The 18985-nt window shown below is 68.7% G+C and carries 22 protein-coding genes and 1 tRNA gene; 16 read left to right on the top strand and 7 right to left on the bottom strand.

Features of this window, described 5'->3' with window-relative positions:
• The 4 genes from VME70_05635 to VME70_05620 form a co-directional block, all read right to left on the bottom strand.
• Nucleotides 1–2304, bottom strand: a 2304-nt coding sequence (locus VME70_05635) for a hypothetical protein (GenBank protein HTW19681.1), incomplete at its 3' end; no start/stop codon positions are given.
• 185 nt (nucleotides 2305–2489) lie between these two features.
• Nucleotides 2490–2732, bottom strand: coding sequence for a hypothetical protein (locus VME70_05630; protein HTW19680.1), 243 nt, complete (start codon nucleotides 2730–2732; stop codon nucleotides 2490–2492).
• The gene (locus tag VME70_05625) at nucleotides 2732–3442 is read right to left on the bottom strand and encodes a class E sortase (GenBank protein HTW19679.1); all 711 of its coding nucleotides are present in this window, start codon (nucleotides 3440–3442) and stop codon (nucleotides 2732–2734) included. The genes VME70_05630 and VME70_05625 overlap by 1 nt, the downstream gene beginning before the upstream one ends.
• A gap of 47 nt (nucleotides 3443–3489) precedes the next feature.
• Entirely contained in the window at nucleotides 3490–4521 is a 1032-nt protein-coding gene (locus tag VME70_05620) for a hypothetical protein (protein ID HTW19678.1), read from the bottom strand.
• Between the two features lie 160 nt (nucleotides 4522–4681).
• Here VME70_05620 and VME70_05615 point away from each other — a divergent pair, with 160 nt between their 5' ends.
• The 8 genes from VME70_05615 (at nucleotide 4682) to VME70_05580 (ending at nucleotide 11007) form a co-directional block, all read left to right on the top strand.
• Nucleotides 4682–5407, top strand: coding sequence for a pyrimidine reductase family protein (locus VME70_05615; GenBank protein HTW19677.1), 726 nt, complete (start codon nucleotides 4682–4684; stop codon nucleotides 5405–5407).
• A gap of 42 nt (nucleotides 5408–5449) precedes the next feature.
• Nucleotides 5450–5827 carry a BlaI/MecI/CopY family transcriptional regulator gene (locus VME70_05610; GenBank protein HTW19676.1) on the top strand — a complete coding sequence of 126 codons (378 nt, stop codon included), beginning with the start codon at nucleotides 5450–5452 and terminating at the stop codon, nucleotides 5825–5827.
• Complete coding sequence (locus VME70_05605; GenBank protein ID HTW19675.1) at nucleotides 5827–6777, top strand: M48 family metalloprotease; 951 nt, start codon at nucleotides 5827–5829, stop codon at nucleotides 6775–6777. The genes VME70_05610 and VME70_05605 overlap by 1 nt, the downstream gene beginning before the upstream one ends.
• 180 nt (nucleotides 6778–6957) lie before the next feature.
• Entirely contained in the window at nucleotides 6958–7968 is a 1011-nt protein-coding gene (locus tag VME70_05600; protein HTW19674.1) for a sulfate ABC transporter substrate-binding protein, read from the top strand.
• Nucleotides 7969–8002: 34 nt separating this feature from the next.
• The gene (locus VME70_05595; GenBank protein HTW19673.1) at nucleotides 8003–8779 is read left to right on the top strand and encodes an ABC transporter permease subunit; all 777 of its coding nucleotides are present in this window, start codon (nucleotides 8003–8005) and stop codon (nucleotides 8777–8779) included.
• The gene (locus tag VME70_05590) at nucleotides 8772–9554 is read left to right on the top strand and encodes a sulfate ABC transporter permease subunit (protein HTW19672.1); all 783 of its coding nucleotides are present in this window, start codon (nucleotides 8772–8774) and stop codon (nucleotides 9552–9554) included. The genes VME70_05595 and VME70_05590 overlap by 8 nt, the downstream gene beginning before the upstream one ends.
• Nucleotides 9551–10543: a sulfate ABC transporter ATP-binding protein gene (locus VME70_05585; GenBank protein ID HTW19671.1), complete on the top strand. Its 993-nt coding sequence runs from the start codon at nucleotides 9551–9553 to the stop codon at nucleotides 10541–10543. The genes VME70_05590 and VME70_05585 overlap by 4 nt, the downstream gene beginning before the upstream one ends.
• An 11-nt stretch (nucleotides 10544–10554) precedes the next feature.
• Nucleotides 10555–11007: an Rrf2 family transcriptional regulator gene (locus tag VME70_05580; protein HTW19670.1), complete on the top strand. Its 453-nt coding sequence runs from the start codon at nucleotides 10555–10557 to the stop codon at nucleotides 11005–11007.
• A 16-nt stretch (nucleotides 11008–11023) separates the two neighbouring features.
• On the opposite strand, the gene VME70_05575 is transcribed toward VME70_05580, so the two are convergent.
• The 3 genes from VME70_05575 to hppD are packed head-to-tail and all read right to left on the bottom strand — an operon-like array spanning nucleotide 11024 to nucleotide 14496.
• Nucleotides 11024–12265, bottom strand: coding sequence for a type II CAAX endopeptidase family protein (locus VME70_05575; GenBank protein ID HTW19669.1), 1242 nt, complete (start codon nucleotides 12263–12265; stop codon nucleotides 11024–11026).
• A gap of 30 nt (nucleotides 12266–12295) precedes the next feature.
• A complete protein-coding gene (gene hisC, locus VME70_05570) occupies nucleotides 12296–13351 on the bottom strand; it encodes a histidinol-phosphate transaminase (GenBank protein HTW19668.1) in 1056 nt (351 codons plus the stop codon).
• Between the two features lie 2 nt (nucleotides 13352–13353).
• Complete coding sequence (gene hppD / locus VME70_05565; protein ID HTW19667.1) at nucleotides 13354–14496, bottom strand: 4-hydroxyphenylpyruvate dioxygenase; 1143 nt, start codon at nucleotides 14494–14496, stop codon at nucleotides 13354–13356.
• Between the two features lie 59 nt (nucleotides 14497–14555).
• Between hppD and VME70_05560 the strand changes: the two genes are divergently transcribed.
• From VME70_05560 to VME70_05525, 8 genes are all read left to right on the top strand, one after another.
• Entirely contained in the window at nucleotides 14556–15044 is a 489-nt protein-coding gene (locus VME70_05560) for an Lrp/AsnC family transcriptional regulator (protein ID HTW19666.1), read from the top strand.
• 68 nt (nucleotides 15045–15112) lie between these two features.
• Nucleotides 15113–16039 (top strand): 1,2-phenylacetyl-CoA epoxidase subunit PaaA, encoded by a 927-nt coding sequence (paaA, locus tag VME70_05555; GenBank protein HTW19665.1) that lies wholly within the window; start codon nucleotides 15113–15115, stop codon nucleotides 16037–16039.
• A 1-nt stretch (nucleotide 16040) separates the two neighbouring features.
• Nucleotides 16041–16313 (top strand): 1,2-phenylacetyl-CoA epoxidase subunit PaaB, encoded by a 273-nt coding sequence (paaB, locus tag VME70_05550; protein ID HTW19664.1) that lies wholly within the window; start codon nucleotides 16041–16043, stop codon nucleotides 16311–16313.
• Nucleotides 16294–16998: a 1,2-phenylacetyl-CoA epoxidase subunit PaaC gene (paaC, locus tag VME70_05545; GenBank protein ID HTW19663.1), complete on the top strand. Its 705-nt coding sequence runs from the start codon at nucleotides 16294–16296 to the stop codon at nucleotides 16996–16998. Before paaB ends, paaC begins: the two co-directional genes overlap by 20 nt.
• The gene (gene paaD / locus VME70_05540) at nucleotides 16995–17480 is read left to right on the top strand and encodes a 1,2-phenylacetyl-CoA epoxidase subunit PaaD (GenBank protein ID HTW19662.1); all 486 of its coding nucleotides are present in this window, start codon (nucleotides 16995–16997) and stop codon (nucleotides 17478–17480) included. The genes paaC and paaD overlap by 4 nt, the downstream gene beginning before the upstream one ends.
• Nucleotides 17480–18547 (top strand): 2Fe-2S iron-sulfur cluster-binding protein, encoded by a 1068-nt coding sequence (locus VME70_05535; protein HTW19661.1) that lies wholly within the window; start codon nucleotides 17480–17482, stop codon nucleotides 18545–18547. The genes paaD and VME70_05535 overlap by 1 nt, the downstream gene beginning before the upstream one ends.
• Nucleotides 18548–18644: 97 nt before the next feature.
• Nucleotides 18645–18717: transfer RNA gene (locus VME70_05530), tRNA-Lys, on the top strand.
• 115 nt (nucleotides 18718–18832) lie between these two features.
• Nucleotides 18833–18985, top strand: a 153-nt coding sequence (locus tag VME70_05525) for a helix-turn-helix domain-containing protein (GenBank protein HTW19660.1), incomplete at its 3' end; no start/stop codon positions are given.

Here is an 18985-nt window from a genome sequence, read left to right as displayed (position 1 = left end):
CGGAAGCAGCGCGGCCGCGCCGGACGGACAGCTGACCGCCGACAGGGTTCCGGAGCCGGTGAACTTCCCCTCGATGACACCCGCGTTCGTGATCGTCACGTTGCCGGTGTTGGTGATCAGGAAGGAGAATGTGATCGTCTGCCCGACCTTCGAAATCGTCGTAGGCGAAGCCGTCTTCACGACCGTGAGACCCGGCTGCGGCGTCGAGGGAAGGTCGACGGTCGACGGCGGCGAGGTGATGGGACCGCCGTCACCGGCCGGTGGTGTCCCGGTGGCGGTCGCCGAGTTCGAGATGTCGCCGGAGTCCACGTCGGCCTGAGTGACGGTGTAGGTGGCTGTGCAGGTGACCTGGTCGCCCGGCGCGAGCGACGCCGCCCCGGACGGGCAGCTCACTGACGACAGCGTGCCGGTGCCGCTGAACGCTCCCTCGTTGACGGTGATGTCGGTCAGGGTGACGTTCCCGGTGTTGGTCACCACGAACGAGTAGGTGATCATCTCGCCGGCGTGCAGGGGCGCGCTCCCGGAAGGCGAGGCGGACTTCACGACGGTGAGCGCAGGCGCAGCCGTCGTCGTGAACGATGTGCTCGACGACGGCGATGTGACGGTGTCGCCGGCGGGGTCCGTGCCGGTCGCGTCCGCGGTGTTCGAGACCGAGCCTGCGTCCATGTCCGCCTGGGTGACTTGGTACGTCGCGGTGCAGGTGACGCTCGCCGTTGGAACGAGCGAGGCGGCACCGGACGGGCAGGACACGGACGACAGCGTCCCGGTGCCCGAGAAGTCCAGCTCGTCGATCGAGACTCCGGTGATCGTCACGTTGCCCGTGTTGGTGACCAGGAACGAGTACGTCACGGTCTGGCCCGCGGCGCTGACCGACGTGGGCAGCACCGACTTCGCGACCGTCAAGGACGGCGCCGGCGCCGTGGTCGGCGTGTCGGTCGTCGAGGGTGGGGACGTGACGGTGCCGTCGGCGCTGCCGGCCACCGACCCGGTGGCGGTCGCCGAGTTGTGCACCCCGCCCGCGGTCACATCGGCCGCGGTGATCGTGTACGGCGAGTCCGCCGTGCAGGTCTCGCTGTCGCCGGCAGCCAGCGACGGCTGCGGACAGGTGACCGACCCGACCTTTGCGTCGGTGATGCCGACGTTGTCGATCTCGATGTCGCCGGTGTTCGTCACCGTGAAGGTGTAGGCGATGGTGTCGCCGGCGTCGACCAGACCGTCATGGTTGACGTCGACCGGAGTGCCTGCGTGTTTCGTCATCGAGAGCGACGCCGAGTCCGCGGTGTTGGTGATCGTGCACTCGACGAAGTCGCCGATTTGCAGCGTCACGGTGGCCGAGCTTCCGGCATTGCCGCTCGGAAGCGAGGAGTCGGCCGCGCCGTTTCTCGTACAGCTCCACGAGCCGGTGTAGTTCGCGAGCGATCCAGCGGTGGCCGACTCGGCGAGCGTGTACTGCGAGCCTCCGGATGCGACGATCACCGTGACCTGACCGGTTGACGCAGAGGTGCCGCCGTTCGTGTTGGCGGTTGCGACCACGGTTCCGGATCCGTTCGTCACCGACAGCCCGAAGGAGTCGCCGGTGAACCCGTTGACGACGGTCTTGTTGAGCTCGACCTCCGAGACCAGCACGCCGAAGGCGACCCCTTCGAGCCCGCCGCCGACCATTACCTGGCTGAACGTGCTCGGTGCATCCGAGGCGAGGATGGGAGCGCCGGTCTTGTTCCCGGTGCTCTTGCCGATGCAGGTCACCGAGGTGGTGCCGACGCCGGTGAAGCCACCGCCGCAGGCGTTGCCGAGGCCGTTGCCGCTCGGTGTTGCAGTGAGCGAATTGATCACGTTCGACGAGTTCCAGGTGATCGACTCGCCGTTGTCGCTCGACTCCGCGTCGGCGCCCACCAACGAATAGCCGGTCTGCACGTCGCCGGAGGAGTCGGTCATCGTGATGTTGCTCAGCGTCGCGGTGGTCGTCGTACCACTCGTCGTCTGGTAGAGCGCGGGGTCGCCGGGAATGTTGGTGTATCCGAGCCGGCCCAGGTAGGCACCCGAGTACGTCGGCATCGTGGTCGCCTTCACCGCACCGCCCGAGACCTTCAACGTGAAGACGATCGTGTACCCGTTGGGCAGATCGATCGTCATCACCTGGCCGGACGCGCTGGTCGCCTGGGCGGCGTTGTAGCCGGACAGGTCGAACCAGCAGATCGTGCTGGCGTAGGTGCCGGTGCCCGCGGTCGCGAACCCGCAGGACTGGGCGGCGGCGGCCGCCGGGGGCGCGGTCGCGATCAGGCCGAACAGGCCGCAGAGGGTCACGGCGAAGCTCAGCGCGGCACCGCGGGCAACGCGGCTCCGGAGCCGCTGCGGACCGCGACGACGGCCGGGCCGTCGGCTGTCCGGGGGAAGCGCGGATCGGGGCATCAGTGTCCTGGGATGCATCGCCGTTCCTCTATACGCCTGGCGTTTACCCGGCGGAGACTAACCGTTGCGCGGCCTTAGCTCTAGGACGACACCCTCCTGAATGTCCCAAATCGGAGCTCCCGAGCGTGCGGGTCGACCGGCGAAGCCACCCTCAGCGGACGAATCGCCCCGCCGACCGTGTTGTGGTCGAACGGCAGCCGCGGTCCGAGCCAGGGGAACACCACGAGGAACAGCAGCGCGAGGACGGCGACGAGGAGCACCAGCGACGCGACCAGCTTCACCGGCCGGCTGCCCGGCAGCCGTCGCCACACCCACCCGTACATCAGGTCACCGCCGAACCCGCCAGGGCCGGCGGACGGCCCGCCGACACCGGCTGCCGCGCCACCAGCACCGCGTGAATGACGATGCGCTGCGCGGCCGAGTAGCGCGGGTTGCAGGAGGTGAGTGTGAGCACCGCCAATCTCGGAACGGCCGAGGGGTTCGGCTGGTCCGGCACCGGATAGGCGACGGACAGATCGGTGGGCGAGACGATCTCCTGGTAACGAGCCGACGTGCCCGGGACGTTCTCGACCCGGTAGGTGAACCACGTCGTCCCCGTTTCGATCACGATCGCGTCGCCGCTCTTCAGCTCGTTGATGTCGAAGAACGGATGGAGGTACGTCGTCCGGTGTCCCGCGACCGCGAAGTTTCCGACCTGGCCGGGCAACGCCGTCCCGGGGTAGTGACCGGGACCCTTGATGAGGTCGGCGGTCGACGTGCCCTGGACGATCGCGAACCGATAGTTCCGGCCGAGCCGCGGAATGCGCAGGATCGCGATCGCGGTGCCGAGCTGCGGATGGGCCGCGACGGCAGCCGGATTCTCGCCGTGAGCCCACTGCCGCTCCAACGTGTGCACCAACGCGCTCTGGTCGTGCCGCGTCACGCGTCCCGTCCACCACAGCTCGTAGGCGACGAACAGCAGGACGATCACACCCAGGGTGAGCAGAATCTCCCCGACCGTGCGGACGGTCGCGCGCGGACTGATCGACGGCATCGCCGCTCATTGTCCGCGACCACTGGTCGCGATCGGCGTGGGCGCGCCTAGCTGGTTCGGCTGAAGCGCAGCCGCACCGAGCCGGTGTCCTTGCTCGCTCCGGCGCCGGCGAGCTCGCCGACCACCGTCGACGAGTGACCCGGGTTCAGCACCAGCCGGTAGGTGTGATCGGTCGAACAACCGTGACCGTTGTCGTGAACCGGCACCCACTGCTCGCCCCACCCTTGAAGCTGGTCGCCGGTGACGCTGACGCCGCTTCTGGAAGGCCGCCAGCCGTCGGACGTCTTCGTGCACATGGCGTCCGACGGCGTACCGCTGCGATGCCAGACTCCGGACGCGACCGCGCGGTAGCCGTCGTGGCCCTTGAGCAACCACATCGCATCGACGCTGCCGGTCTTTGCCTTGATCCGCAACGTCTTGTGCGCGGTCATGCTCGTGAACCGCGGCAACGGCGGCTCCACCACGCCGGAGACCTTGCCGGTCCAGAACGACGTCTTCTGCTCCGCGCCGGCCCAGCCGAACGAGAAATGGATGTGGTTGACGTGACAGGCGGTCACGCCGGAGCAGGAGTACGGCTCCCACTTCTGCGACCAGGTGCCCCAGATCCGCTTGTCCCAGATCACGTACATCAAGCCGAGCCGGCGGAACATCGCATCCTTGTTGCCGTACGAATCGGTCGCGAACAGCCAGTGCAGCAACGACTTTCCGTCCGCGCGCTGCTTGGCGTTGCGATGGTCTGCACCCCAGTCCCAGGCCCGCCCGTCCTTGTGCTCGCTGGTGCCACCGTCGTCGCACGCCCGCAAGTCGCCGTCGGAGTGCGTGCCCGGGTAGTTCGCGAGCACGAGCTTCTCGAACGCCTTCACCCCCGGCTCGACCTTGTGCCGGCAGAAGAACTGGGCCTGGTACGGCGCGTACCCCTCGATCGCCGCTGACTCCTTCGGTGACGTCGGCGGAGCGGGCAGCTTGCCGGCCGAGCGGCTGGCGCCGGCCGGAGCTGCGAGACCGGCAGCCCCTGCGGCGGCCAGCGCAAGGACGGTGATCGTGCGGGCGAGCGGGGTCCGCGCGCGCGGGCTCGCCATGATCGATACAGCCAAGGGATTCCCCATACCGGGTCAGGATCGGGCACTGACGTCTGGAGTTATCGGCCGTCCGCGGGCCGCGATTAAGGATGCCACAGGACATAACGGGATAAAAATGCCGAGCTACACCGCCCTCCGAACGACCTGACAGGCTGGGGTCGTGCCCTCCGCCCACGGGATCGCCGAGCTGCCCGACACCCCGGACCAGCTGGCTCGCTTCTACGGTGACCCGCCCGAGGGCGTCCGCGCGAACATGGTGCTCACCCCGGACGGCGCCGGCGCCTTCCGCGGACGGACCAAGGCCATCACCGACCCGGCCGACCAAACCCTGCTCAACTACCTGCGCGGGCTGGCGGACGCGGTCATGGTCGGGTCCGCGACGGTGCTCGCCGAGCATTACGGCCCGGTCGAGCTGCCCCAGGAGACCAAGGCCGCACGCCGCCAGGCCGGGTACACCGACGAACCCCCGCTCGTCGTCGTGACGGCCCGCGCCAACCTGCCGGTGGCGCTGCCGATCTTCGACCCGAGCGGGCCCCGGACGATCGTGGCGACCCTGGCCAGCGGCGCCAAGGCGGCGGCGGAGCTGCAGGAGGTCGCCGATGTCATGGTCGTCGGCGAGGACGCGATCGATCCCGCACGAATCTTGGCCGAGCTCGCCGACCGCGGCCTTCGCCGGGTCCTCTGTGAAGGCGGCCCGTTCCTGCTCAGCCGGCTGGTAGAGCACGACCTGGTCGACGAGATGTGCCTCACGCTGTCGCCGTACCTCGCCGGGTCGCAACCCACGACGATGCAGCCCGCGTCCAGCCTGCTGGCGCCGACCCGCCTCTCGCTGCGCCACGTGCTCATGCACGACGACCTGCTGTATCTGCGGTACGCGCGCGGCTGACCGGCAACTACAATGCGTCGTAGTCGGGATGCTGGAGAGGCCATGACTGCACACCCAAGACGCGGACCGGGTGAGCTCGAGGCGGATGTCCTCGCGACCCTGTGGCGAAGTCATGAGCCGATGTCCCCGGGCCAGGTCCGTGACGCCCTCGATGCCGGGCTCGCCTACACCACGGTCATGACGATCCTGTCCCGCTTGCACGAGAAGGGGTCGGTCACCCGGCAGCGAGCCGGGCGCGCGTTCGTCTACACGCCGGCGTTCGCGCAGGCCGAGCTCGCCGCATCGCAGATGCGTGCACTGCTCGACCGGGGGGATGACCGGGACGAAATCCTCGCGCGGTTCGTCGGCTCGCTGAGCAAGCGGGACGAACGAACGCTCGCATCGTTGCTGCGCCGCCCCGCCCGACCACGGAGAAGCTAGTGCACTACTCGGTCTACGTCGGTGTCGCCTTCGCGGCGCTGTTCGGCGTGGCCGGGCCGTTTCTGGCGCGCCGGCTCGCACCCGCCGTGGCCGCCTGGCTGCTCTCGGTCGGCGCGTTGATCGCGGCCGCCAGCGGGCTGGCTTCGGTCGGCCTGCTCGCGATGACGATCGTGGGCCAGAACTCCTCGCTCGCCGCCGCCGGCCACTGGTCGAGCAGCACCTTGCGACGCGCCGACCCGGTGCACCTCCCGGTCGCGATCACCGCATTGGCCCTGTTCGCCTTCGGCATCGGCCGCTGCGCATGGGTGCTGGTTCAGCGCTGGCGGGCGATCCGCGCGGCCCATCGCATGAACCGGGCGCTGAGCGACACCGGCACCGATCTCGTCGTACTCGGCGACGAGGCACCTGATGCATACGCCGTTCCCGGGCGCCCGGGCCGGATCTTCGTCACCAAGGGAATGCTCGCGTTGCTCAGTCGCGACGAATGCCGGGTGATGCTGGCGCACGAGCGATCGCACCTGCGCCATCGCCATCACCTCCATCGCACCGCGGTCACCGTCGCGACCGCGCTGAACCCGTTACTCGCACCGTTGCCGCGCGCGCAGTCCTGGGTCACCGAGCGCTGGGCGGACGAGGACGCCGCCCGAATCTGCGACCGGGCGTTGGTTGCCTCCGCTCTGTCGCGGGCCGCCAACGCCGCTCGGCCCGCGCCCAGGCCGGCGGCCGCCCTGTCGATGAGCGGCGGCGCCGTGGACAGCCGGGTCGCGGCGATGGCGACCGAGCCGCCCCGGCTCGGATGGGTCATGCTCGGGATCGCTCTCACGCTCCTCGTGCTCTCCGTGCTCGGCACGTTGGACGGCGTCACCGACGAAGCTCACCTGTTCCATGTCGCACTGCTCGGCCACGCGCACCTGGGGCATCTGCGCCGCGTGTTCCGCGCCGGCCGCTAAGCCACAGCGGCCGGAGTTCGGCCGGTGATGCCCGGCCGCGCGCAGCGGCGAGAGCCTGATCCTCCGATAGTGCGCACAGTCCGGGCGTGTCGGCACTGACTCATCTATGAGGAGCGATCTGCTAATCTCAACTATGTCGGTAGTCTTTGTAGAAACGATTCGTCTTCGACTATCGCGTGAGTGAAGGAGCAGATCACCGTGAGGACACCGAAACGCATCGCCGCAGTCGCGGGCGCACTAGCCATCATGGCCGCATCCGCGGGGTGCAGCTCCGGCGGATCGAAGAACACCCTTGACCTGGTCGCCTACTCGACACCGCAGTCGGTCTACGCCAAGCTCATCCCGGCCTTCCAGGCGACCGCCGCCGGCAAGAACGCGAAGTTCGGCCAGTCCTACGGCGCTTCCGGCACCCAGGCCAAGGCCGTCATCGCCGGCCAGGCCGCGGACGTGGTCGAGTTCTCCCGGCAGAGCGACATGACGAGCCTGGTGTCCGCGACGCTCGTGTCGCCGAACTGGGATGCGAACCAGTACCACGGGATCGTCACCGACTCCGTCGCCGTACTGGTGGTTCGCAAGGGCAACCCGCTGCACATCACGAACTGGGACGACCTGATCAAGCCCGGCGTCAAGGTCGTCACTCCTAACCCGCTGAGCTCGGGCAGCGCCTGCTGGAACCTCATGGCGGCGTACGGCGCGGAGCTCAAGGAGGGCAAGACACCCGCGCAGGCACTCACCTTCGTCAAGGAGCTGCTGCAGCACACCGTGGCACAACCGGACAGCGGCTCGGACGCGACGGCAGCCTTCGTGGGCGGCACGGGCAACGTGCTGATTGCCTACGAGAACGAGGCCATCAAGGCCCAGCAGGCGGGCGAACCGGTCGACTACGTCACGCCGCCGGACACGATCCTGATCCAGAACCCGGTCGCTGTGACGACCAACGCGAAGAACCCGACGCTCGCCGCGAACTTCGTGAAGTTCCTCTACACCGACCAGGCGCAGAAGATCTTCGCGGCGGCCGGCTACCGCCCGGTCGTGAAAGCCGACCTCAGCACCACGCAGTTCCCCACCCCGCCGGGGCTGTTCACGATCGCGTCGCTCGGCGGTTGGGCCAAGGTGAACTCCGAGTACTTCGGCACGTCGGGCTCGATCAGCAAGATCGAGAACGCGCTCGGGAACGGCTCCAGTGGCTGATCTCGCCGTCGTGGCACGGCCCCGCAGCTGGGTCGTGCCACGACCGATCGCCGCGGGCGTCACGCCCGGGCTGTCGATGCTCTACCTGTCGATCCTCGTCGGGTTGCCGGTGGCGGCGCTCATCAGCCTCGCGGCGCACGGCTCGTTCTGGTCGAGCGCGACGTCGCACGAGGCGCGCTCGGTCCTGACCTTCACGATCGAGGTATCGCTCGCCGCCGCGCTGATCGACATCGTCACCGGGGTCGCCCTGGCCTGGGTTCTGGTGCGGGACGAGTTCCCCGGCAAGCGGGTGCTCAACTCACTCATCGACCTGCCGTTCGCGCTGCCGACGATCGTCGCCGGGCTCGTGTTGCTGACGCTGTACGGGCCGGGCAGCCCGATCGGTGTCAACGTCGTGGGCACCCGGATCGGAGTTCTGTTCGCGCTGCTGTTCGTCACGCTGCCGTTCGTCACGCGCGCGGTCCAACCGGTGCTGCTCAGCCTCGAGCGCGATGTCGAAGACGCCGCCGCGTGCCTCGGCGCACGGCCGTTCACGATCTTCCGGCGGATCACGCTGCCGGCAATCCTGCCGGCGACGCTTACCGGCGCGGCGCTCGCCTTCACCCGCGCGCTCGGTGAGTTCGGCTCGGTGGTTCTCATCGGCGGGAACCTGCCGCACACCGAGGTTGCCTCTCAGCTGATCTTCAACGACGTCGAGCAGGACAACTCAGGGGCGGCTGCGGCGGTCAGCGTCGAGCTGCTCGCGCTGGCATTGCTGGTCTTCCTGGTCCTCGCACTCGCGACCCGGCGCAGGGTGGCTCGCCATGGGTAAGTACGCGCTGCGCTACTCGATCATCGCCTACGTCACCCTGCTGCTCGTCGTGCCGATCGTGATGATCGGCTATCGCACGTTCGAGCACGGCGTCACACCCGTCTGGGACGCCCTCAGCAGCCCGGACGCTACTCACGCGCTGCTGCTCTCGCTGCTCATCACCGCCATCTGCGTGCCGGTTAACGTGGTCTTCGGCGTCACCACGGCATGGCTGCTGGCTCGTCGCAAGATGCCGTTGCCGTGGCTGGTCAACGCGATGATCAACCTGCCGTTCGCGATGTCACCGGTGGTCATCGGGCTGGCGGTCTACACGCTGTACGGGCGGGACGGCTGGTTCGGCGACGTCGGCGTGCTCTTCACCTGGAAGGCGATCGCCATCGCGACCATCTTCGTCAGCCTGCCGTTCGTCGTACGAGAGGTCGTTCCTGTCCTCGAAGAGCTCGGCAGCGAGCAGGAGCAGGCCGCCGAGGTGCTCGGTGCCGCGCGCATGCAGAGCTTCTTCCGGGTGACGTTGCCCGCGATCCGTTGGGCGGTGGTGTACGGCGTCGTCCTGACCGCGGCCCGCGCGCTCGGGGAGTTCGGGGCGGTCAACCTCGTGTCGGGCAACATCGTCGGCCAGACGCAGACGCTTCCGCTGTACGTGAGCCAGAGCTTCGCGAACTTCCAGCCGGTTGCGGCGTACAGCGCAGGTCTGCTGCTCGCCGTCATCTCGCTCCTGATCCTGCTCGGCATGACCACGCTGAGCGGGCGTCGACGTAAGGAAGTTGGGTCATGAGCATCGAGGTCCGCAACGTCAGCAAGTCCTTCGGTGACTTCCACGCTCTCGACGACGTGAGCGTCGACATCGAGACCGGTCAGCTGACCGCCGTGCTCGGCCCGAGCGGCGGTGGCAAGTCGACCTTGCTCCGGATCATCGCCGGACTCGAGCAGCCCGACGCGGGCACCGTCTTGATCGATGGTAAGGACGTGACGCACGTAGCTGCCCGCGACCGTGGGATCGGCTTCGTCTTCCAGCACTACGCGGCCTTCACCCACATGACGGTGTGGGACAACGTCGCGTTCGGCCTGAAGGTGGCCAAGGCACCCAAGCCCAAGATTCGCGGCCGGGTGAACGACCTGCTCAAGCTCGTTCACCTCGAAGGGCTCGCGTCCCGCTACCCGTCCGAGCTGTCCGGTGGGCAGCGGCAACGGATGGCGCTGGCCCGGGCGCTGGCGGTCGAACCCGCGCTCATGCTGCTCGACGAGCCGTTCGGCGCGCTCGACGTCAAGGTGCGCCAGGAACTGCGCGAGTGGCTGCGGCGGCTGCACGACGAGGTGCACACGACCACGATCTTCGTCACCCACGACCAGGAAGAGGCGATGGAGATCGCGGACCAGATCATCGTCATCAACGAGGGTCGGGTCGAGCAGTCCGGAACGCCGGACCAGCTCTACGACCACCCGGCGAACGGATTCGTCATGGGGTTCCTCGGCCCGGTGACGCAGCTCGATGGACAGATGGTCCGACCACACGACATCCGGGTGTCGAAGTCCGCCGGCCCGCGGGCGCAGGCGGTGGTGATCACCCGGCTGGTGTCGCTGGGCTTCGAGACGCGGCTGGTCGCACACCCCGTGAACGGCGGCGACCCGATCGTCGTACAGCTCACCCGCAACCAGATCCACGAGCTCGAGCTGAACGAGGGAGAGACCGTGTACCTCACCGCCGTCCCGACCACAACACCCCTGTCGATGGCCGCCGCCGCTCCGGTGGAGCAGGCCGGCTGAGCACGAGCGCCATGACCATCTTCAGCACCGGATCGGTGCGCGTGTCCGCCAAGACCGACTACGCGATCCGTGCGGCGATCGAGCTCGCGACGGCCGGCGACAGCTCGAGCGCGCGCACCGCGCAGGAGATCGCCGACGCCCAGCAGGTTCCGTTGCGGTTTCTGTTGAACATCCTCGCCGACCTGCGCCGGGTCGGATTGGTCGACAGCCGGCGCGGACCGCACGGCGGTTGGTGGTTATCCCGGCCGGCTGGGTCGATAACGGTCGCCGACGTGATCCGAGCGGTCGATGGGCCGCTCAGCGAGCCCACGAACGCGCGACCCGGCGAGACGGCGAAGCTGGCAAGCGCGGCATCGGTCGACGACCTGTGGGCCGCCGTGCACGCGGGCATCCGGGACATCCTCGAACGCATCACGGTGGCCGACCTCGCCACCGGCGACCTGCCGGGCGCCACGGCGGTGTAGCCCGGCACCATCCGTCTTATGACGTCAGGACCGCGATGGTCAGCAAGGTCGCGTCGTACAGGAAATGGGCGAGGATCGGGCGGGCCAGCCGGCGATGCTTCTGGAACGAGCGGGTCACGAGGTACCCGAACGGGATCGTGGCGATCAGACCGACGCCGTAGTAGGCGTGGTAGCTCGTCCGGACCGCGAGGCTCAACGCGAACGCGCGCCACGGCGACCAGCCCAGCTGTGACAACCGAGTCATGAAGTAGCCGTTGACGACCACTTCCTCGTTGATCGCCGTCGTCGCCGAGACCACCAACGCGTAGACGACGTAGTACGCCGGCACGTGCGAGTTCGTGGCGGTGTTTGCCAAGTGCTTGTTGTTGATGACGTGCGAGAACGCGAGTACGACGACGACGTTCGCGGCGAACACGCCCGCCAGCAGCCCAACGGCGGGCACCAGGTCGCGCCGAATCGCCGGCCGATCCAACCCGAGCGTCTTCGGCGGCTGACCGGTGCGGGCCAGCAACAGCAAGGCGATCGGGACGACGAGCGCGGTCGTCAGGTACCCCAGGATCAGGATGAACAAGCTGGCCGCGGGGTTGTGAGGCAGCGGCAGGGCGAACTCGTTGAGGTTGCTGACGCCTTCGAGGTGCTGGGACAGGATCTCTACGGCGGCCGCCACCCCGGGCAGCGCGAAGGCGGCCACGACGAACCCGGTCTCCCAGCCGATCCAGCGCAGCGGCGCCGCGTCGGTCAGCGGCGCAACGGTCTGTGGCGCGAGGCCCGGCTCGGCCGTGGCAACCGGCAGCTCGTCCACCTCGATCAGCCGCCCGGCCTGGCTCAGTGTCGGGGCGACCTGCTCTTGGGTCGGGCCGAATCCCGCCGCGGCCCACGCGCCACTCGCTGCCCACGCTCGGTTGCCCGAACGGCTGAGCGTCCAGGGCGACGGCACGACCCTCCCGTCGGCGCACACCACGACAAGGCGTCGGACCCGGCCGCCGAGAGCTGGCTGGCTGGCCAGCCCGAGCACCTCGGCACGGGTGAAGCGGCTCGTGGTGGTGAGCGTGCGGATGGTCACCGAGTACGGCTCCAGACTCAGCCCGACCATGATGAGCCGGGCCGCCAGCGCGACAGCAGCGATGCCGATCACGCCGGACACGGCGCGCCCACCGGCCGAGGCGGTCTGGCTCGCGGTGCCGCCGAGCGCGAGCAGGCCGAACAGCCCGCTGACGACGCATGCACCGACGACCAGACCCTGCGCGCGAACCTTCACGCGCATCACCCTGCCAGGTCGCGGGCGGAATCAGCCGCTATGCGGCCAGGTCTCGAACAACGCGAGGAACCGGTCGTTCTCGTCAGGGGTGCCGATCGTCACCCGAAGGCCTTCTCCTGCGAACGGCCGGACGATGACGCCGCCGGCCTCGCAGTGCGCGGCGATCGCGGCGGCGTCGTCACCGACCGGCAACCAGACGAAGTTTGCCTGCGACGGCGGCACGTCGTAGCCGGCGGCAACCAGGAGCTCTGCCACCCGCTCGCGCTCGGCGACGGTCATCGCCGCGCGACGCTCGACTTCGGCTGCGTCGCCGAGCGCCGCGATCGCGCACTCCTGGGCGAGCGCGCTGACGCTGAACGGCACCTGGGTCTTGCGGACCGCCGCGACGACCTCCGGGTCGCCGATGCAGTACCCGACGCGAAGTCCGGCCAACGCATACGCCTTCGAGAACGTCCGGGTGACCACGACGTTCGGCCGGTCGCCGAACAGCACAAGACCGTCGGGGACCACGGCCGGGTCGGCGTACTCGTGATAGGCCTCGTCGAGCACGATGAGAACGTCGTCAGGGACGCGGTCGACGAAGGCGGTGAGCTCCGCCGCGCCGACCGCGGTGCTCGTCGGGTTGCTCGGGTTGCACAGCAGCACCAGCCGGGTGCGCTCGCTGACCGCGTCGGCCATGGCGGCCAGATCGTGCGCGTGATCGCGGAGCGGGACCTTCACCGCGGTGCCGCCCACGATCGCGGTGATGATCGGGTAGGCCTCGAACGCCCGCCAGCCGAACACCACCTCGTCGCCGGCATCGACCGCGGCTGCGGCGACCTGGCCGACGACCTCGACGCTGCCCGCACCGACCGCCACCCGCTCGGCTGCGACGCCGTGGTGAGCCGCGATCGCAGCGACCAGGCGGCTCGCCGCCATGTCGGGATAGCGGCTGATCCCCGCGGTCAGCCCGTTGATCCGCTCGGCGACGGAGGGCAACAGCCCGTACGGCGATTCGTTGCTGGCGAGCACGACGCTGTCGGCCGCCTTGCGGCCGGCGACGTAGCTCGGCAGCGCGCCCATCGCGGCGCGCAGGTGGACGGCCATGTCTATAGGTTGCCGCGCCTGGCCTGTTCGCGCTCGATGGCCTCGAACAACGCCTTGAAGTTCCCCTTGCCGAAGCCTTCGGAGCCGTGCCGCTCGATCAGCTCGAAGAACACGGTCGGCCGGTCCTGTACCGGCTTGGTGAAGATCTGGAGCAGGTAGCCGTCCTCGTCGCGATCGGCGAGGATCGCGTGCGCGCGGAGCTGGTCGATCGGCACCCGGGTCTCTCCCACCCAGCCACCGAGCTCGTCGTAGTAGGAGTCCGGAGTGGCCAGGAACTCCACGCCGGCGGCCGACATCGTCTTGACGGTCTCGACGATGTCGGAGGTCGTCAGTGCGATGTGTTGCACGCCGGGGCCGCCGTAGAACTCGAGGTACTCGTCGATCTGGCTCTTCTTCTTGCCCATCGCCGGCTCGTTGAGCGGGAACTTGACGTTGCGGCTGCCGTCGGCGACCACCTTGCTCATCAACGCGGAGTACTCGGTCGCGATGTCGTCGCCGACGAACTCCTTCATGTTCGTGAAGCCCATGATCCGGTGGTAGAAGTCGACCCATTCGTCCATGTGCCCGAGCTCGACGTTGCCGACCACATGGTCGATCGCCAGGACGTGACCGGTTGCGCCACTTGCCGATCCGGTCTCGCGCGCCTCGAAGCCGGGCAGGAAGACACCGCTGTAGTCGCTGCGCTGGACGAAGGTGTGCCGGGTCTCGCCGTACGTCGCGATCGTCGCCGTGACGACCTTGCCGCCCTCGTCCTCGGAGACAGTGGGTTCCTGCAGGCCCTTCGCGCCGCGGTGCAACGCGAGCTCGTAGGCGCGGGTCGCGTCCGGCACCCGGATCGCGACGTCGATCACGCCGTCACCGTGCTCGGCCAGATGGCGGCCGACGAAGGTCCCGGCGTGCACCTCGCCGGTGAGCAGGAAACGCGCCGTGCCGGACTCGAGCAGGTACTCCGCGAAGTCGCGATGCCCGGTCTCGGGGCCTCGATATGCCGCGACCCGCATCCCGAACGCGCTGGCGTAGAAGTGCGCGGCCTGCTTGGCGTTGCCAACGGCGAAATGCACGTAGTCGATGCCCTCGACCGGGAAGTCCTCGACCTCGATCGAAGGCGTGCCGGCGAGCTGGTCGGATGCGGGTGCCTGGGTCATGCAGGGAGCGTGCCCGCGGTAGGCGGCTCGTACAACACTCGTACGACATACTGTGCAATATGTACAGCCTCGACGCTCTTGACCGCCAGATCGTGCTGCTTTTTGCCGGCGAGCCTCGGATCGGTGTGCTCGAAGCGTCCCGCCGGCTCGGCGTAGCCCGCGGCACCGTGCAGGCCCGCCTCGACCGGATGGAGCGCGCCGGGGTCATCACCGGCTGGTCGCCGTCCGTGGATCCGGGCGCGCTGGGCTTTCCGGTGACGGCGTTCGCGACCCTGGAGATCGCCCAGGGAGCCGCCGCCGGCAGCGCGCACGAGCCGGTCGCCTCGCACCTGCGCACGATTCCGGAGGTGCTCGAGGCGCACACGATCACGGGCGGCGCGGACATGATGGTGCGCTTGGTGGCACGCTCGAACGCCGACCTGCAGCGGGTGATCGACCGAGTGGTCGCGTCTCCGACCGTGTCTCGAACGTCGACGGTGATCGTGCTCGCGACGGAGATCGCGCCGCGATTCACCCCGCTCGTCGAGGCGGCCGCCCGGGAGGGCTGAGCGGCCGGTCGGCGTACCGGATGTGACAGATTGTTGCCGCTCATGCGGGCCGGCGTTACATTCGAGGGATGGACGAAGCGAGCTTCGAGGCACGGGTCGAGGCCGAGGAGAAGGTCGAACCGACCGACTGGATGCCCGAGGCGTACCGCAAGACGCTGGTGCGCCAGATCTCCCAGCACGCGCACTCGGAGATCATCGGCATGCAGCCGGAAGGCAGCTGGATCACCCGCGCACCGAGCCTGCGACGCAAGGCCATCCTGCTCGCGAAGGTCCAGGACGAGGCCGGCCACGGTCTCTACCTCTACGCCGCAGCCGAGACGCTCGGCACCAGCCGCGAGGAGATGGTCGACCAGCTGCTCGCCGGAACTGCCAAGTACTCGTCGATCTTCAACTACCCGACGCCGACCTGGGCCGACATGGGTGCGATCGGCTGGCTGGTCGACGGCGCCGCGATCATGAACCAGGTCCCGCTCTGCCGGTGCTCGTTCGGGCCCTATGCGCGGGCGATGAAGCGGATCTGCCGTGAGGAGTCCTTCCACCAGCGGCAGGGCTTCGACATCCTCGTCACGCTCTGCCGCGGCACCGCCGAGCAGAAGGCGATGGCGCAGGATGCGCTCAACCGTTGGTGGTGGCCGTCGCTCATGATGTTCGGGCCCAACGACGACGCGTCGCCGCACTCGGCCCAGTCGATGCGCTGGCGGATCAAGCGCTTCAGCAACGACGAGCTGCGGCAGCGGTTCGTCGACGTGACCGCGCCGCAGGCGCAGTTCCTCGGGCTGCGGATCCCTGACGACGATCTCGAGTACGACGAGACCACCGGGCACTGGCGCTTCGGCGAGATCGACTGGGACGAGTTCCGGAACGTGGTCGCCGGTAACGGGCCGTGCAACGCACAACGGATGGCGCATCGCAGGCGGGCCTTCGATGACGGCGCCTGGGTGCTCGAAGCGGCCGAGGCGCATGCCGCAAGGCGAGCGGCGCGGCAGGCGGCCTGACATGCAGCTCTGGGAGGTCTTCCTTCGGCCCCGCAACGGGATGCATCACCAGCACGTCGGCAGCCTGCACGCGGTCGACGCCGAGATGGCACTGGAGAACGCCCGCGACGTGTTCACCCGTCGCGGCGAGGCGGCGAGCATCTGGGTCGTCCCTTCGGCGGCGATCGTGGCGAGCGATCCGGCCGACAAGGACGAGCTGTTCGAGCCGGCGATGGACAAGATCTACCGGCACCCCACGTTCTATGAAGTTCCCGATGGCGTCGCCAACCTCTGAGCCGACCGCCGTACCCGGCTCCGCCGCACTGCCCGATGCTGCGGTGGTTGCCGACGCGTGCCTGATCGCCTCGCATCGGCTGTCGGAGTGGGTCAGCAACGCGCCGACGATGGAAGAGGACGTCGCGCTCGGCAACATCGCTCTCGACCTGCTCGGACAGGCTCGCGGGCTGCTCTCACACCTCGGCGACGAGGACCGGCTCGCCTACTTCCGCGACGCGGCGGAGTTCCGCAACCCGACGATCTGCGAGCTCCCCAACGGGGACTTCGGCCACACCGTCCTGCGCTCGTGGTTCATCGATGCCTGGCTGGAGCGGGTCTGGTGCGCGTGGCTCGATGCCGGCGATGAGGTCGTACGCGGAGTCGCGGAGAAGGCGATCAAAGAGAACGCCTACCACCGGCGGCACTCGAGCTCGTGGGTGATCCGGCTCGGTGACGGTACCGATGAGTCGCACCGCAGGATGGTCGATGCGCTCGACGCCCTCTGGCCGTACGTCGGCGAGATCGCGGTGGCGGGTTGGATCGACACGGTCGAGCCAGTACTCGCCGAGGCAGCGCTGCCGGTCCCGGAACTGCCGGCCGACGGTCGAGAGGTCGGCTCGCTCGGCCGGCACACCGAGTATCTCGGCGCCCTGCTCGCGGAGTCGCAGTCGTTGGCGCGGCAGTTCCCCGGCGCGACGTGGTGAGCGCTCGAGCCTGGGACATCCTTGCCGAGGTCGCGGACCCCGAGATTCCCGTGCTGTCCGTGCTCGACCTCGGCATCGTGCGTGCGGTCGAGGAGTCCGACGGCGCACGCCGCGTCTCAGTGGTGCTGACGCCGACGTACTCCGGCTGCCCCGCGACCGAGGTGATCGAGCATGACGTGTCCGCTGCGCTGGCAGCGTCGTACGACGAGGTCGACGTGACGGTGCAGCTGTCGCCGGCGTGGACGACGGACTGGCTGAGCGATGCCGGACGAGAGAAGCTGCTCGGTTTCGGCATCGTGCCGCCAGCCGCCCCCGACGGTCGTCGGCAGCTGCCCATCGTCGACGCCGGTGCTCCTGCCGCGTGCCCGCACTGCGGCTCCGCCGATGTCGAGGAGATCGCGGGCTTCGGCTCGACACCGTGCAAGGCGTTGTGGCGCTGTGCCTCGTGCCGCGAGCCGTTCGACTACTTCAAGGCGCACTGATGGCGCGGGTCTTCCATCCGCTTCGCGTAGCGGAGATCAGGCGCGAGACCGACGACACGGTCTCGCTGGCGCTCGAGGTGCCGGCGGACCTCGCCGAGACCTTTCGTTTCGCACCGGGCCAGTTCTTGACCTTCCGGGTCGACGGACCGGACGGCAAGCCGGTGCAGCGCTCGTACTCGATCTGCAGCGCGCCGGGCGACGGGGAACTTCGGGTTGTGGTCAAGCGGCTCACCGGAGGCGTCTTCGGCGAGCGGGCGCACACGACGATGCGGGTCGGCGACGCGCTCGACACGCTGCCGCCGCTCGGTCGGTTCACCGTGCCCATCGACGCGAGCCACGAGAAGGGGTACCTCTTCGTCGCAGCCGGAAGTGGGATCGCGCCGGTCATGGCGCTGTTGCGGACGATCCTTGCGCAGGAGCCGGCCAGCCGGTGCACGCTCGTCTACGGCAATCGCGGATCGAGCTCGGTGATCTTCGCCGAGGCGTTGAACGACCTCAAGGACCGCTATCTCGACCGACTGCACGTGATCCACATCTTCAGTCGGGAGAGCCAAGCCACACCGTTGCTCAACGGGCGGGTCAACGCGGACAAGCTGCGCGCGCTCGGCAAGGAGCTGATCCACATCCCGTCGTACGACGAGGCGTTCTCGTGCGGTCCGGAGCCGATGACGGTCGAGGTGCGCGACACGTTGATCGAGCTCGGCATTCCGGCCGAGCACGTGCACCTTGAGCTCTACGGCTCGCACACCGTCCGCGCCGTCCATCACCCCGGCGAAGGTGACGAGGAGGCCGTGCAGCTCGAGGTGGTGCTGGCCGGCGTGCGGCGCACGATCCCCGGCCATCGCGGGGACACCGTGCTCGACTCGGCTCGTGCGGCCGGGCTCGACGTACCGTTCTCGTGCACCGGCGGAGTCTGCGCGACCTGTCGGGCCCAGGTCGTGAGCGGCTCGGTCGACATGGCGGTCAACTACGCGCTTCAGCAGTGGGAGCTCGATGCCGGCTTCGTCCTGACCTGCCAGTCGCGGCCGACGACGGGAGCCGTGACCGTCGACTACGACGCGGTCTGAGCGCTCCCGCCGGCCGACCTCCGCCGCGCCCGTAGCCTGCCCGCGAGGACCTTCGTCCCTGCCTGGCCGGTCTCGGCGCTGCTAGGGTTGACCCCACGCGCCGCTAGCTCAACTGGCAGAGCAGCGGACTCTTAATCCGCGGGTTCGGGGTTCGAGTCCCTGGCGGCGCACTCGCATCCTGTATGACTTCGGCTGATGCCTCTCACTCGAGCTTCGGGTGATGGGTGTCAGTGTTTCGGGTGATGGGTGACACCTACTTCGGCTGATTGGTGACACTCCCGGTTCATGAGGGAGTTGTCTGTGGCGGAGCAGCGGTATGAGGCTGTGCGGGCGGTGATCGCCGACGGCGAGACGGTGAAGGATGTCGCGGCCCGGTTCGGGGTGTCGCGCAAGACGGTGCATGTGTGGCTGTCGCGGTATGAGGCTGGCGGTCTGCAG

This window comes from Mycobacteriales bacterium (genome assembly GCA_035504215.1).
Classification (GTDB): domain Bacteria; phylum Actinomycetota; class Actinomycetes; order JAFAQI01; family JAFAQI01; genus DATAUK01.
The sequence above is the reverse complement of the archived record's forward strand: the minus strand, read 5'-3'. Positions and strand labels throughout refer to the sequence as shown.

What these genes read in the sequence shown, in the direction of transcription:
- VME70_05580 (HTW19670.1), top strand. Translation starts at nt 10,555, where the DNA reads ATGACCATCTTCAGCACCGGATCGGTGCGCGTGTCCGCCAAGACCGAC.
- VME70_05560 (HTW19666.1), top strand. Translation starts at nt 14,556, where the DNA reads ATGTACAGCCTCGACGCTCTTGACCGCCAGATCGTGCTGCTTTTTGCC.
- VME70_05585 (HTW19671.1), top strand. Translation starts at nt 9,551, where the DNA reads ATGAGCATCGAGGTCCGCAACGTCAGCAAGTCCTTCGGTGACTTCCAC.
- VME70_05610 (HTW19676.1), top strand. Translation starts at nt 5,450, where the DNA reads ATGACTGCACACCCAAGACGCGGACCGGGTGAGCTCGAGGCGGATGTC.
- hppD (HTW19667.1), bottom strand. Translation starts at nt 14,496, where the DNA reads ATGACCCAGGCACCCGCATCCGACCAGCTCGCCGGCACGCCTTCGATC.
- VME70_05620 (HTW19678.1), bottom strand. Translation starts at nt 4,521, where the DNA reads ATGGCGAGCCCGCGCGCGCGGACCCCGCTCGCCCGCACGATCACCGTC.
- paaB (HTW19664.1), top strand. Translation starts at nt 16,041, where the DNA reads ATGCAGCTCTGGGAGGTCTTCCTTCGGCCCCGCAACGGGATGCATCAC.
- VME70_05625 (HTW19679.1), bottom strand. Translation starts at nt 3,442, where the DNA reads ATGCCGTCGATCAGTCCGCGCGCGACCGTCCGCACGGTCGGGGAGATT.
- VME70_05535 (HTW19661.1), top strand. Translation starts at nt 17,480, where the DNA reads ATGGCGCGGGTCTTCCATCCGCTTCGCGTAGCGGAGATCAGGCGCGAG.
- hisC (HTW19668.1), bottom strand. Translation starts at nt 13,351, where the DNA reads ATGGCCGTCCACCTGCGCGCCGCGATGGGCGCGCTGCCGAGCTACGTC.
- VME70_05590 (HTW19672.1), top strand. Translation starts at nt 8,772, where the DNA reads ATGGGTAAGTACGCGCTGCGCTACTCGATCATCGCCTACGTCACCCTG.
- paaA (HTW19665.1), top strand. Translation starts at nt 15,113, where the DNA reads ATGGACGAAGCGAGCTTCGAGGCACGGGTCGAGGCCGAGGAGAAGGTC.
- paaC (HTW19663.1), top strand. Translation starts at nt 16,294, where the DNA reads ATGGCGTCGCCAACCTCTGAGCCGACCGCCGTACCCGGCTCCGCCGCA.
- VME70_05630 (HTW19680.1), bottom strand. Translation starts at nt 2,732, where the DNA reads ATGTACGGGTGGGTGTGGCGACGGCTGCCGGGCAGCCGGCCGGTGAAG.